At 74.3% G+C, this 12,929-nt stretch carries 13 protein-coding genes and 1 pseudogene; 6 read left to right on the top strand and 8 right to left on the bottom strand.

Annotation, left to right across the window (positions count from 1 at the left end):
- A partial coding sequence (locus tag ACOJTC_RS13770) for a cellulose binding domain-containing protein (protein WP_420117146.1) occupies positions 1-667 on the top strand: 667 nt, incomplete at its 5' end.
- A 132-nt stretch (positions 668-799) separates the two neighbouring features.
- Here ACOJTC_RS13770 and ACOJTC_RS13775 read toward each other — a convergent pair.
- Positions 800-1,690, bottom strand: coding sequence for an SGNH/GDSL hydrolase family protein (locus ACOJTC_RS13775; protein ID WP_204923183.1), 891 nt, complete (start codon positions 1,688-1,690; stop codon positions 800-802).
- A gap of 371 nt (positions 1,691-2,061) precedes the next feature.
- Between ACOJTC_RS13775 and ACOJTC_RS13780 the strand changes: the two genes are divergently transcribed.
- From ACOJTC_RS13780 to ACOJTC_RS13795, 4 genes are all read left to right on the top strand, one after another.
- The gene (locus ACOJTC_RS13780; RefSeq protein WP_420117147.1) at positions 2,062-3,648 is read left to right on the top strand and encodes a cellulose binding domain-containing protein; all 1,587 of its coding nucleotides are present in this window, start codon (positions 2,062-2,064) and stop codon (positions 3,646-3,648) included.
- Positions 3,649-3,802: 154 nt separating this feature from the next.
- Positions 3,803-3,940 (top strand): hypothetical protein, encoded by a 138-nt coding sequence (locus ACOJTC_RS13785; RefSeq protein ID WP_420117148.1) that lies wholly within the window; start codon positions 3,803-3,805, stop codon positions 3,938-3,940.
- On the top strand, positions 3,940-5,253 hold the full coding sequence (locus ACOJTC_RS13790; protein WP_204923186.1) for a cellulose binding domain-containing protein: 1,314 nt from the start codon (positions 3,940-3,942) through the stop codon (positions 5,251-5,253). The genes ACOJTC_RS13785 and ACOJTC_RS13790 overlap by 1 nt, the downstream gene beginning before the upstream one ends.
- A 257-nt stretch (positions 5,254-5,510) precedes the next feature.
- On the top strand, positions 5,511-5,882 hold the full coding sequence (locus ACOJTC_RS13795) for an ArsR/SmtB family transcription factor (RefSeq protein ID WP_088647720.1): 372 nt from the start codon (positions 5,511-5,513) through the stop codon (positions 5,880-5,882).
- Between the two features lie 4 nt (positions 5,883-5,886).
- Here the strand turns inward: ACOJTC_RS13795 and ACOJTC_RS13800 are convergent, their stop codons facing one another.
- Positions 5,887-6,276, bottom strand: coding sequence for a hypothetical protein (locus ACOJTC_RS13800; RefSeq protein ID WP_420117149.1), 390 nt, complete (start codon positions 6,274-6,276; stop codon positions 5,887-5,889).
- 330 nt (positions 6,277-6,606) lie between these two features.
- Between ACOJTC_RS13800 and ACOJTC_RS13805 the strand changes: the two genes are divergently transcribed.
- Complete coding sequence (locus ACOJTC_RS13805; protein WP_420117150.1) at positions 6,607-8,676, top strand: HelD family protein; 2,070 nt, start codon at positions 6,607-6,609, stop codon at positions 8,674-8,676.
- Between the two features lie 24 nt (positions 8,677-8,700).
- On the opposite strand, the gene ACOJTC_RS13810 is transcribed toward ACOJTC_RS13805, so the two are convergent.
- From ACOJTC_RS13810 to ACOJTC_RS13835, 6 genes and pseudogenes are all read right to left on the bottom strand, one after another.
- Entirely contained in the window at positions 8,701-9,009 is a 309-nt protein-coding gene (locus tag ACOJTC_RS13810; protein WP_420117151.1) for a DUF2470 domain-containing protein, read from the bottom strand.
- Positions 9,006-9,683, bottom strand: a complete 678-nt coding sequence (locus ACOJTC_RS13815; protein ID WP_420117152.1) for a heme oxygenase (biliverdin-producing) — start codon at positions 9,681-9,683, stop codon at positions 9,006-9,008. Before ACOJTC_RS13815 ends, ACOJTC_RS13810 begins: the two co-directional genes overlap by 4 nt.
- Positions 9,684-10,577 (bottom strand): heme ABC transporter ATP-binding protein, encoded by an 894-nt coding sequence (locus ACOJTC_RS13820; protein ID WP_420117153.1) that lies wholly within the window; start codon positions 10,575-10,577, stop codon positions 9,684-9,686.
- 37 nt (positions 10,578-10,614) lie between these two features.
- The gene (locus ACOJTC_RS13825; protein WP_420117154.1) at positions 10,615-11,709 is read right to left on the bottom strand and encodes a FecCD family ABC transporter permease; all 1,095 of its coding nucleotides are present in this window, start codon (positions 11,707-11,709) and stop codon (positions 10,615-10,617) included.
- Positions 11,706-12,722 carry a heme/hemin ABC transporter substrate-binding protein gene (locus tag ACOJTC_RS13830; RefSeq protein WP_420117155.1) on the bottom strand — a complete coding sequence of 339 codons (1,017 nt, stop codon included), beginning with the start codon at positions 12,720-12,722 and terminating at the stop codon, positions 11,706-11,708. Before ACOJTC_RS13830 ends, ACOJTC_RS13825 begins: the two co-directional genes overlap by 4 nt.
- Positions 12,719-12,929: pseudogene (locus tag ACOJTC_RS13835) on the bottom strand (hypothetical protein); the annotation flags it as partial. The gene ACOJTC_RS13830 and the pseudogene ACOJTC_RS13835, both read right to left, overlap by 4 nt.

Raw genomic sequence — 12,929 nt, forward strand, 5'->3', positions numbered from 1 at the left:
CACCCAAATCTCCTTCGACGGCACCCGCCGAGTACTCGCCAAACGACTCGCCAACGGCGACATCGCCGTCGCCCTGTTCAACCAAGGCAGCTCCACCACCACAATCACCACCACCACCGCCGCCATCGGCAAGTCCGGGTCGTCCTTCACCCTGGTCGACGCCTGGACCAACGCCAGCACCACCAGCACCGGCACCATCTCGGCCAGCGTGCCGTCGCACGGCACGGTCGTCTACCGGGTCAGCGGCGCGACCAGCACCCCCACCCCGACCGTCACCCCCACCACGCCGGCCCCGACCACCCCGGCCCCGACCACCCCGGCTCCGACCACGCCGCCGCCGTCGACCGCGTCCTGCCAGGTCACGTACGCGATCAGCAGCCAGTGGCCGGACGGGTTCCAGGCCGAGGTGATCGTCCGCAACACCGGCACCACGGCGGTCAACGGTTGGAGCCTGGGCTGGTCGTTCGCCAACGGCCAGCAGCTCAACCAGGCGTGGGGTGCCACCTACACCCAGAGCGGAGCCCAGGTCACCGCCACGAACGTCGGCTGGAACGGCACCATCAGCCCCGGTGGCAGCGCGAACTTCGGTTTCATCTCCAGTTGGTCCGGCGCGAACGCCAAGCCGACCGGGTTCACTCTCAACGGCCAGGAATGCGCCGTGGCCTGACGGGTGTCCCCCGCAACGGCAGGGCCCCCGGTCCTGACGTCGGCCCCGACCTCGGGATCCGACAGCTCAGGACCGGGGGTCCCCGCCGGGCGGACGCAACGGGCGTACCGGCGGGAGCGGGTTACGGTCGGGTCAGTTGTCCAGCGTGGCCAGCACGGCGGTGGCCATGCCCTGCTCACCCCGGGCGTTGGGGTGGAAGGGCGCCGCCGCGTTCTCCGGCACCAGGCCCTCCACCCACCGGGTGCCGCTGCTCTTGCAGGTGTCCCGCCCGATCGACGGGGTGTAGACGTCGGCGTAGACGGCGTCGTTCGCGGCGGCGGCACCGGCCAGCATGGCGTTGAGCGACGTGGCGACACCCCGCAGGTACGGCACGTCCTGGTAGGCGATCGGCACCAGCGGCCAGCAGCCGTAACCGGAGTCCGGCACGATCGCCGGGTAGCCGAGCACCACGATCCGGGCCCCGGGCGCGGCCCGGCGGACCGCCTGGAGCACGGCGGTGACCTTCGGGGCGGTGGCGGTGATCCGGGCCTGCAACTGGTCGGTGCCGCCAGCGGTGTAGAGGCTCTTGCAGGGCGAGCCGAGCGGGCTGCTGAAGCTCGCCTGGGCGCAGTCGCTGATGATGCTGGAGAAACCGATGTCGTTGCCGCCGATCTGCACCGTCACCAGGGTGGTGTCCGCGGTGACCGCGTCGAGCTGCGGGGGCAGCGGCCGGCCCAGCGAGCCGTTGCCGCCGTAGCGGATGTCGTCGGTGGTGGCCCCGGAGCAGCTCACGTCGACCAACGGCGACGAGCCGGCGGACGCGGCGACCAGGGACGGGTAGTTGCGGTTGGAGCGCAGGCAGTTCAGGTCGACCTGGGTGGGGATCAACGGGCCGGACGTGTACGAGTCGCCGAGGGCGACGTAGCGTCCGGTGGGGACGGCGGCGCTGACGGGCGCGGCGGCGGCCAGCACACCGGCGGTGGCGGCGGCGAACGCGAGCATCCGGGTGGCGGTCCGCAGCAGCGGCCGGCGGGAACGGGGCATGACGCCTCCCAGGGCGGATCACGGGGGTGGTGCCGCGATCCTGCGCCCTTCCACGCCGGACGTCAATATAGACAACTCTCATTGCATTGCTCCTCGGGTCACCCCCGGGGTCCGACCGGCCGACGACCTGATCGATTGACGGAGGTCGAATCCGGACGGGATAATCCGCAGCGGGGCCGGGCTGGCTGCGGGCCGAGGGACACCGTACGACCGGGGTGGGCCGGCCGACGGCACATCGCCGTCCGCCGTACACCACGCCAGCACCACGCGGCCATTCGCCCCCGGACCGGGACCACCCCTCCCGCCGGCGGAGCCGCCTCGTCGACGCGGCCGACAATCGTCGCCGCCCCACCCCTGCGGGAGGATCATTCATGGGACCCACGCGTTCCCGGCTCAGACTGGCGGTGTCGCTGTGCGCCGCCACCACCGTCGTCGCCACCGCCGCCCTCGTCGGCACCGTCCCCGCCCAGGCGGCGGCCGGATGCCGGGTCACCTACACGGTGACCAGCCAGTGGCCGGGCGGATTCGGCGCGAACGTCGACGTCACCAACCTCGGCGACCCGCTCACCGGCTGGCGGCTCACCTGGACCTTCACCGCCGGGCAGGTGATCAGCCAGTGGTGGAACGGCACGGCGACCCAGTCCGCCGGCCGGGTCACCGTCGGCAACGTGGACTGGAACGGCAACCTGGGCACCGGAGCGAGCGCCCAGTTCGGCTTCGGCGCGTCCTGGAACAACTCGGCGAACCCGGTGCCTGTCGACTTCGCCCTCAACGGGGTGCCGTGCACCGGGCGTACCACCGGGCCCACCGCACCACCGACCACCACGCCGCCGCCGACCACGCCGCCCCCGACCACCGCACCACCGACCACGCCGCCGCCCACCACGCCTCCGCCCACCACGCCGCCCCCGACCACACCGCCGCCGGCGACGGGGGCGCTCGACCAGACGACGACGGTGGGACGGGTCAGGGCGGTCGACGGCAGCGCGCAGTACACCTGGCCCGGCATCTACTTCGAGGGGCGGTTCCGGGGCACCGGGGTGGGGCTCGTCCTCAACGACTCGCAGAACGACTACCTCGTGCAGGTCGACGGCGCGACCGTCGCCACCCTGGTCACGCCGGGCCGGACCACCTACTGGGTCCGTAACCTGGCCGACCGCGAGCACACCGTACGACTGGTCAAGCGCACCGAGAGCCCGTGGGCCGTCGGCGAGTTCGGCGGCCTCGTCCCCGCCGCCGGCGGGGCGATCCTGGCGAAGCCCGCCCCCCGCAGCCGGCAGATCGAGTTCATCGGTGACTCGTGGACCGCCGGCTACGGCAACATGTCGACCACCCGCGACTGTTCCGGCAACGGCGGGGTGACCCGCAACTCCAACGCCGACGTCACCTTCGGCGCCCTGACCGCGCAGAGCCTGAACGCCGACTACCAGCTCACCGCCTGGTCGGGGCTCGGCATGGTACGCAACTACAACGGTGGGGGCACCGACAACTTCCGCACCTACTACGAGACGGATCTCCAGGCCCTGTGGAACAGCACGGTGTGGCAGAAGCCGGCGACCTGGAAGCCGCAACTGGTGGTGGTCGGGCTGGGCATCAACGACTTCTCCACCGCCCTCAACCCCGGCGAACGGTGGGCCACCATCGACCAGCTCGCGGCCGACTTCCGCACCGCCTACCTGGCCTTCCTCGACAAGCTGCGCAGCCGGTACGGGCCCGACACGTTCATCGTGCTCACCTACCCCGACCTGTCCCCCACCACCGCGCTGGCCAGCTCCGTCCAGCAGATCGTGCAGACCCGCGCCAGCCGGGGCGACACCCGGATCCGGTCGCTCTACTACGACGACAACGCCCTGGGGCTCGACAAGCTCGGCTGCGACTGGCATCCCTCCCGCCGCGACGACCAGCTCATCGCCGGCGCGCTCACCCGGTTCGTCAACACCCTGCCGCTGACCTGGTGAACCGCTGACGCCGGGCAGGCCCCGATGTTCGAGCACCCCGCGCATCCCCCGGCCGGGCTGCGGACCGGCGCACCACGGACCCCCTCCGGAGGCGCACCGCCGACCACCCGTTAGTTGACATCATACGTCATACGGATTACGTTCGTAATCATCGATGAATGTGATCACCTGTCCCGCTCCGGTGGCCCCCACCGGCACGGCCGGGATCACCACCGGGGCCGCCGCCGCCGTCGGAGTCGGGCAGGCCGGTCGCGCCCCCACCACCACCCTGATGTCGAAGGAGTTCTCCTGATGTCGAGACACCGACTCGTGGCCGGCGTCGTCGCGGCAACGGCGACGCTCGCCCTCGCGCTGGGCGGCACCGCGATCACCACCGGGACCGGGCCCGTCGCCTTTGCCAAGGACGCCGCCCCGCTCGCGGCGACCGCCGGATGCGGCAAGACGCCGACGCTGACCAGCGGCACCCGGACCATCTCCAGCGGTGGCCAGAACCGCACCTTCATCCTGCGGATCCCCGACAACTACGACCGCAACCACCCCTACAAGCTGATCTTCGGCTTCCACTGGAACGGTGGCACCGCCAACGACGTCGACTCGGGCGGCACCAGCGGCTACCCCTGGTCCTACTACGGCATCCGCGCCCTGGCGAACAACAGCGCGATCTTCGTCGCCCCGCAGGGCATCGGCAACGGCTGGGCCAACACCGGCGACCGGGACCTGACCTTCGTCGACGACATGATGCGGCAGATCGAGTCCGCGCTGTGCGTCGAGACCACCCAGCGCTTCGCCATGGGGTTCAGCTACGGCGGCGGGATGAGCTACGCCATCGCCTGCGCCCGCGCCTCGGCCTTCCGCGCGGTCGCGGTCTACTCCGGCGGGCAGCTCAGCGGCTGCAACGGCGGCACCCAGCCGATCGCGTACATCGGCATCCACGGCCTGCGGGACAACGTGCTGCCCATCTCGACCGGGCGGTCGCTGCGCGACCGGTTCGTCCGCAACAACGGCTGCACCCCGCAGAACCCCCCGGAGCCGGCGCAGGGCAGCCTGACCCACACCGTCACCTACTACTCGGGCTGCCGGGCCGGCTACCCGGTCGCCTGGGCCCCGTTCGACGGCGGGCACGCCCCCAACGCCGTGGACGGCACCGCCGACGTGTACGCCCCCGGTGAGAAGTCCTGGACCCGGCCCGTGGTGTGGAACTTCTTCACCCAGTTCGACGGCACCACGCCACCCACCACCCCGCCGCCCACCACCACCCCGCCCGCGACCCCCACCACGCCCCCGGCGACCCCGACCACGCCCCCGCCCGGCGGTGCCGGATGCACCGCGACCGTGTCGGTCAACCAGTGGAACGGCGGCTTCACCGCCTCCCTGCGGGTGACCGCCGGGTCCGCCGGCACCACCGGCTGGACGGTCAGCACCACCCTGCCCGGCGGCGCGAGCGTCACCAACACCTGGAACGCCACCGCCAGCGGCAGCACCGGAACGGTCCGCTTCACCAACGTCAACTACAACGGCCAACTCGCCCCCGGCCAGGTCACCGAGTTCGGCTTCCAGGGCAACGGCAGCGGATCCGGGCTCACCCCCACCTGCACCGCCCGCTGACCGACCCGGCCACGGCCGGCTGGGTAAGACCGGCCGGGCACGGCCGGACAGGTCACCGCCGGGAGGGTCACGGACCCGGCGGGCGGCGGGGAAACCCGGCGGCCGGTGGGCGGGAGCGCATCCCGTCCACCGGCCGCGGCCCGCCGTCCCCGCCGCGACCAACGGTCGGCCGACGCGCCGGTCACTGTCACCCGATCCGCGAAATTCGTGGCGGCCGATCGGCGATCCCCCGGTCCGACCCGACTCCGGCTGCCATGATGGCGGACGTGGGAGCTGCGAAAACGAACACGCCTGCTGTCTCGCCGTTGACCGGTGAGCCGATCAAACGTGCCGATGCGGAACGGCTCGCGGGAGTGCTGAAGGCATTCGCCGACCCGGCCCGCCTACGACTGCTCAGTCTCATCCAGTCCGCCCCGCAGGGCGAGGCGTCCGTCACCGACCTCACCGCGCCGCTCGGGCTGTCCCAGCCGACGGTGAGCCACCACCTGCGGATCCTCACCGAGGCCGGGCTGATCGAACGCGAGAAGCGGGGGGTCTGGGCGTACTACCGCACGGTGCCGTCCACCATCGCCGCGATCGCCGACCTGTTGACCCCGCCCCGCAAACGGGCGACGAAGAAGACCCGCTGACCCGTCACCACCCGCTGAACGCCACCAGGAAGGCCACCCCCAGCCCGCCGAGCACCACCAGGTAACCGACGCCGATGAACAGGGCCCGCCGGTGCCGCAACGGCATCGGCAGGAAGCCGACGAGAGCGAGCAGCACCCCGAGCAGGGCACCCCCGGTGGGAGCGCCCAGCACCACGAGCTGACCGGCCGGCCCGCAGATCAGCAGGCCCTCGGTGCCCTCGGTGCCGCAGCCGTCGGCCGCCATCGGCAGGAACATCCCGACCAGCGCCACCGCCAGGGCGAGCACGACCAGGAGCAGCACCGCCACCACCGCGCCGACGGTGGCCGCCACGCCGCTGCGCCGGTTGACCGCCGGCACCGCCACCCCGCCCTGCGGACCACCCGTGACCACCATGCCCAGCCTCCCGCCCGGTACCCGTGACCGCCGGCGACCACGGTGGGCGGCGGCACGCCGTACCGCGTCGGGTCGAGGTGCGCTCCCCGGCCACCGGTCCGGCGCGAGAGCGAGCGTAGGCGACGCGACCCCGCCGGGAGGAGGACCGTCCGGCCGGTCTGCCGACCCCGAACGGCACCGGATCACGTCGTCCTCCCGGGTGCGCCACATTCATCATATGGGCCGGTCAAGCCGTCCGGATCGTCCCGGATGACGATTTTTGCCACCCCGTACCGGGCCTACTCTCGACCGGTCCGGGCTGCGGGGCCCGGCGCAGAGATCGGGGGGCCCGTGTCCGAGACGACCCGGCAGATCGCCATCGAACAGCAGGTGGTCGACCAGGTGTACGCCCGCCTGGAGGTCATGCGCGCGCAGGCCAGGCAGCTCGGCGAGGAGGGGCGTCGGCGGGCCGGCGGCGGGCCGGCCACCGGGCTGGTCGAGCGGGACGCCATGGTGCTGGGTGCCGCCACCCGGATGTCCGACCTCGACGGCCAGGAGGAGGGGATCGTCTTCGGCCGGCTCGACTACGACGACGACGAGACGTACCGCATCGGTCGGCTGGGGGTCCGCGACGCCGACCGGGAGCCCCTGGTGGTGGACTGGCGGGCCCCCGCCGCCGCACCGTTCTACCGGGCCACCCCCGGCGAACCGCTCGGGGTGACCCGTCGCCGCGTGATCACCTGCTCCGGACGTACCGTGGTCGGCCTCGACGACGAGGTGTTGTCGGCCACGCCCGTCGACGGGGTGGTCGGCGAGGGTGCCCTGCTCGCGTCGCTGACCCGGGAACGCGGCGCGCACATGCGCGACATCGTCTCGACCATCCAACGCGAGCAGGACGAGGCGATCCGCGCACCGACCCACGGTGTCACCCTGATCACCGGCGGTCCGGGCACCGGCAAGACGCAGGTGGCCCTGCACCGGGCGGCCTACCTGCTCTACCGCGACCGGGGCAGGTACGCCGACGGCCGGGTGCTGGTGGTCGGCCCGTCCACCGTGTTCACCGAGTACATCGGCCGGGTGCTGCCCGGCCTCGGCGAGGACAGCGTCCACCTGCGCGCCGTCGGCGAGCTGTTCGACGGTGTCGTGGCGACCCGGCGGGACCGCGCCGACGTGGCCCGCACCAAGGGTGACCTGCGGATGGTGCGGGTGCTGACCGACCTGGCCTGGGACACCCCGCCGAACGTGCCGAACCGGCTGTGGGGTCTCGACGCCGACGACCTGGCGCGGGCCCGCCGGGTGGTCCGCCGCCGGTGCGAGGCCGCCGGGATCACCCCCAACGCCGCCCGGCCGCAGGCCGCGACGGTGCTCGCGGAACTGCTGCCCGGCCGGGATATCCCCGACGCCTTCCTGACCGCCTGGTGGCCGACCCTGACCCCGCAGGACGTCCTGCCCGCCCAGCGGGGCGAGTGGTCGGTGGACGACGTCCCGCTGCTCGACGAGCTGGCCGAGATCCTGGGCCGACCGCCACAGGTCACCGAGGTCCGACCCGAGTGGCAGCGCCGGGAACTACGCAGCGGCATCCGGCTGGCGGAGACCTTCGTGCTGAGCCCGAGCCTCGCCGACGGGTGGCAGCTCTTCGCCCCCGGCCTGGCCACCCCGATGGCGCAGTCCGGGCAGTCGCTGGACAGCGGCCACTGGGGTGCCCAGCGCTGGGCGGCGGCGATCATCCTCCGGGAGGGTCACCAGGTGGTGGGCTGGGTCGACGGCGTCGACCCGTACGGCGAGGAGGGTTACGTTCCGGTGCTGGCCGAGCCGCTGCCGGTGGCCGAGGCCGAGGAGCCCGTCGCGGACGCCTACCAGCACGTCATCCTCGACGAGGCGCAGGACCTGTCGCCGATGGAGTGCCGGATGATCGCCCGCCGGGCCGAGTACGCCTCGATGACCATCGTGGGTGACCTCGGTCAGGCCACCCACCCGCTGGCCGCCGACTCGTGGCCGGAGCTGGTGCAGCGGCTCGGCAAGCGGACCGCCCGGACGCTGGACCTGCCCACCGGTTACCGGGTGCCCGAGGCCATCGCCGACTTCGCGGCCCGTGCCCTGCCGCCCGGCATCGCGCCGACCCGGTCGTTCCGGCCCGGCGGCAGCCTGGAGATCCGCCGGGTCGACGACCTGGCCACGGCCGTGGCCGGGGAGACCGGGACCGTCATCGCCCCCGACCACCTGGCCGAAGCCCTGCACGCGGTCCCGGTCAGCCAGGTCAAGGGCCTGGAGTACGACCGGGTGGTGCTCGTCGAACCCGCCGACATCGTCGCCGCCGAACCCCGGGGCATGAACCGGCTCTACGTCGCCCTGACCCGGGCCGTCGGGGAGCTGGTGATCCTGCACACCAAGCCGCTGCCGGAGCAGCTCACCCGCGACTGAGCCGCCCCCTGAGCAGCCGGCTGTTCAGCCGGCCCGACGGGGCGGGACGCCGAGCGCGGCGCACGCCTGCTCGTACATCCGGACCACCTCGCGGCGGATCTCGGCCCGCTCGGTGAGCCGCCGGGCGAACGGCACCCGCACCGGCACCTCGATGTCGTCGAGGGTGACGGCGAAGTCCATCCCGTCGGCGTCGAGCCCGGTCACCCGGGCCCGGGTGGCGTCCGGGCAGCCGCCGAGGGTCCGGCAGATCAGCAGCGAGTCGGCGGCGTGGTCGTCGTTCATGTGGCGGCTGACCGCCGCCACCGTGTCCGCGTCGAACGGTTGCCCGGTCACGCGACCGCCTCCGTGATCTGCGGGCCGTCCGGCACGTGCCGGGCCAGGGCGGCGAACACCGCCGTGTTGTGCCGGTACGCCACCAGCACCTCGTCGAGCAGCGCCGCCTCGTCGGCCGGGCTCAACGCCAGTGCGTCCAACCGGGCCCGGTACGCCTCCTTGTACGCCTTCGGCCGGGTGATCCGGTCGAAGGCGTAGAAGGCCACCCCGGACCCGTCGGTCAGGCCGTACCGCCGGGCCACCGCCCGCCCGATGTACAGCCCGCCGGAGAGGTCACCCAGGTAGCGGGTGTAGTGGTGGGCGATGAACCGCACCGGGGAGGTGCCGGCCACGGCCCGGATCCGGTCGACGTAGGCCACCGTGGCCGGGTGCGGTGCGGTGCGCAGCGCCCAGTCCGGCCCGGCCAGCTCGGTGAGGTCCGCCTCCAGGGCGGGCAGCCGGGTCAACGCGTCGTCGACGAAACCCCCGGCGACCGGGTCCGCCCGCATCGCCTCGGCGGCCGACTCCAACGCCTGGTAGAGGGCATGGTGCTGGACCACCAGGTCGAGGTACCCGGCGAGGTCCAGCTCACCGGCGACCAGGGCGGTGACGTACTGCTGGCCCTCGGCGGCGGCGTGGGCGCCCTGGGTGGCGGCCCGCAACCGGGCCGAGAACGGCAGGGGTGGGGTGTCCATCTATTCCTCCGTGACGCAGGTGTTCCGGGCCGGGCCCCGACGGCGGGGCACGACCAGCGGCAGGCGGGTGTCGGGGTGCGGCACGACCTCGATGTCGTGCCGGTAGACCTCGCTGAGCAGGGGCGCGGTCAGCACCGTGTCGGGCGGGCCGGCGGCCCGGACCCGCCCGTCGGCGAGCAGGGTGACCCGGTCGGCGTACGCGCCGGCCAGGGCGAGATCGTGCAGCACCACCACGACGGCGTCCCCGGCGGCGGCACGGTCCCGGGCGATCCGCATGACCAGCTCCTGGTGGTGCAGGTCGAGGGCGGCGGTCGGTTCGTCGAGCAGCAGCACCCCGGCCCGCTGGGCCAGCACCCGGGCCAGCGCGGCGCGGGCCTGCTCGCCACCGGACAGTGACGGGAAGGGCCGGGCGGCGAACCGGATCACGTCGCAGCGGCGCATCGTCTCGGCCACCACCGCGTCGTCGTGGGCCTCCTCGGGTCGGCCGGCCCAGGGTGCCCGGCCCATCCGGACCACCTCGGCCACGGCGAACGGGAAGCTCAGGGTGCTGCGCTGGGTCAGCACCGCGCGGCGCATCGCCAGTTCCACCGCCGACCACTGCGCCAGCGGCCGGCCGTCGACCTCGACGGTGCCGGCGGCGAGCGGCAGGTCACCGCTGACGGCGGCCAGCAGGGTGGACTTGCCGGCGCCGTTCGGGCCGACCAGGGCGTGCAGTTCACCGGCGCGGATGGCGAGGTCGACCCGGTCGAGCACCGGTCGGCCGGCCCGCTCGACCCGTACCCCGGTGGCCCGGACCCGGGTGGAGCCCGGCGTCGTGGGGGCCGGCACCCGGGGCGTCGACCGGCGGCCGAGCAGCCGCAGCGGCCCCCGACGCCGGCGTTCCCGTACGCTCACCACGCCCTCCCACCGCGCGTGCCCGCCGGCTGCCCGCTCACGCCCAGCCTCCCGCGCGGTCGCGGGTGCGGCGCAGCAGCCAGAAGAAGGCGGGTCCACCCACGACGGCGGAGAGCACCCCCAACGGTAGTTCCTGATAGTCCACGAGGGTACGGGCGGCGAGGTCGGCGGCGACGACCACGATCGCACCGCCGAGCGCGCTGGCCGGCAGCAGCAGCCGGTGCCCGGGGCCGGCGACCATCCGCACCAGGTGGGGCACGACCAGGCCGACGAAGCTGATGATGCCGGTGAAGGCGACCGCCGCCGCGCCGAGCAGCGCGGTGACCACGATCATCCGGACCCGCAGCCGTTCCACGTCGACCCCGAGGTGCCGGGCGGACTTCTCGCCCAGGGCCAGCAGGTCCAGCCGGCGGGCGTCGACGAGGGTGGCGAGCAGCCCGACCGCGAGGCACGGCGCAGCCAGCGAGACCGCCGACCAGTTGGCCTGGGCCAGGCTGCCCAGGTTCCAGAAGGCGATGGCCTGCACCCCCGACTCGTCGGCGACGAACATCAGCAGCCCGATGGCGGCCCCGGCGACGGCGTTGACCGCGACGCCGGTGAGGACCAGGGTGACCACCTCGGTCCGGCCGCCGGAGCGGGCCAGCAGGTAGACCAGCCAGGTGGTGGCGAGGCCACCGGCGAACGCGGCGGCGGGCACCGTCCAACCGCCGAGCACGGTGACGCCGGTGACGATGGCCAGCGCCGCGCCGACCGCCGCGCCGGCCGAGACACCGATGACGCCCGGCTCGGCCAGCGGGTTGCCGAACACCCCCTGCATGACCGCACCGGCGCAGCCGAGCGCCGCGCCGACGACGGCGGCGAGCGCGACCCGGGGGAAGCGGACCAGCCACAGTGCGCTCTCACCGTGCACGGCGGCGGGCCGGGGGCCGAGGTCCAGGCCGAGGCGGTGCAGCACCGAGCCGAGCACCTCCGCCGGGGCGACGGCCACCTGCCCCCGGCCGGCGGCGACCAGCGCGACCAGCAGCAGACCGGCGGTGAGCCCGGTGAGCAGGACCGGGCCGCGCCGGACCCGACGGCGGGGGCGGCCGGTCCCGGTGTCGCCGGTGGCCGGGCGGGTGCCGGTGACGGTCATCGCGGGCCCCGGCAGTGCAACGCGTCGGCCAGCGCCCGGACCACCTGCCCGGAGCGGGTGCCGAAGGTGAGCAGGACGCCGTCGTCCATGTCGACGACCCGGCGGGCGGCCCCGGCCGGGGTCTGCCCCACCCCGGGGAGCCTGAGCAGGCCGTCGACGCCGCCGACGGACTCCAGTCCCCCGCTCATCACCAGGATCACGTCCGGGGCGGCGTTGATCAGGCCCTCGCTGGTCAGCGGGCGGAACTTCGCCAGGCCGATCGCGCTGCCGGCATCCACTCCCCCGGCGGCCTCGATCATCGCGTCGCTGCCGGCGCCCCGCCCGCCGATCAGGTAGACCCCGGCGGTACCGCGCAGGTAGAGGAAGGCGACCCGGGGGGCGGCGTCGGCGGGCACACCGGCGCGGGCGACGGCGATGTCGGCCTCGATCCGGGTGACCAGCCGGTCGCCGGCCGCGCCGACGCCGAGCGCCGCCGCGACGGCCCGTACGTGCCCGGGGACGGCGTCGAGGGTCTGTTCGGCGGCGACCAGGACCACCGGGATGCCGGCGGCGCGTAGCTGCCGCAGCGTCTCGGGGGGACCGAGGCGGGCGTCGGCGCGGCTCCCCGGGGGGGCGAGCGCGCCCACCGCCTCGGCGGACAGGTCGTGCCCGGCCGGGGTGACCACCGGCAGGTGGGCGGCGGCGGGGTAGGTGGTCGAGGTGTCCCGGCCGACGACGTTGCCGCCGAGGCCGAGGCTGAACACGATCTCGGCGATCGACCCGTAGAGGTTGACCGGCAGGATGCGGGTGGCGTCGGTGACCGTGGTGACGACGCCGTCGGTGGAGGTGACGGTGGCCGGCAGGGCCGGGGCCGGCGGCGGGGTCAGCGGGGTGACGTCGGCGTCGCCCACGGTGGCGGTGACCGGGCCGCAGGAGGCAGGTGTGCCCGGCCGGGCCTCGGCGGCCGGGTCGGTGCAGCCGGCCAGCGCCCCGGCGAGCAGCACCAGGACGAGCGGCAGTGCGCGCCGGGTCACGCCGTGGCCCGGCGTCGACGACGCCGACGCAGGCCGGCGAGCAGGGCCATGCCGAGCAGAGGAACGACCAGCGCCACGAGCCACCAGCGGCCGCTGTCGGAGGCGGCGCTGACCCGGGTCACCTGCGCCTGCTCGCCGGCGTGGGGCGGGGCCCCCCCCCCCCCCCCGCCACCCCGGGCGGCGGGGGGGCCCGCCGGGGGGGGCCCC

Source organism: Micromonospora sp., from assembly GCF_048594385.1.
Classification (GTDB): Bacteria; Actinomycetota; Actinomycetes; order Mycobacteriales; family Micromonosporaceae; genus Micromonospora; species Micromonospora wenchangensis.

Bases quoted from the DNA above. Each gene is read 5' to 3' on its own strand.
- ACOJTC_RS13780 (WP_420117147.1), top strand. From the start codon at position 2,062: ATGGGACCCACGCGTTCCCGGCTCAGACTGGCGGTGTCGCTGTGCGCC.
- ACOJTC_RS13825 (WP_420117154.1), bottom strand. From the start codon at position 11,709: ATGACCGTCACCGGCACCCGCCCGGCCACCGGCGACACCGGGACCGGC.
- ACOJTC_RS13800 (WP_420117149.1), bottom strand. From the start codon at position 6,276: ATGGTGGTCACGGGTGGTCCGCAGGGCGGGGTGGCGGTGCCGGCGGTC.
- ACOJTC_RS13785 (WP_420117148.1), top strand. From the start codon at position 3,803: ATGAATGTGATCACCTGTCCCGCTCCGGTGGCCCCCACCGGCACGGCC.
- ACOJTC_RS13790 (WP_204923186.1), top strand. From the start codon at position 3,940: ATGTCGAGACACCGACTCGTGGCCGGCGTCGTCGCGGCAACGGCGACG.
- ACOJTC_RS13795 (WP_088647720.1), top strand. From the start codon at position 5,511: ATGGCGGACGTGGGAGCTGCGAAAACGAACACGCCTGCTGTCTCGCCG.
- ACOJTC_RS13815 (WP_420117152.1), bottom strand. From the start codon at position 9,683: ATGGACACCCCACCCCTGCCGTTCTCGGCCCGGTTGCGGGCCGCCACC.
- ACOJTC_RS13775 (WP_204923183.1), bottom strand. From the start codon at position 1,690: ATGCCCCGTTCCCGCCGGCCGCTGCTGCGGACCGCCACCCGGATGCTC.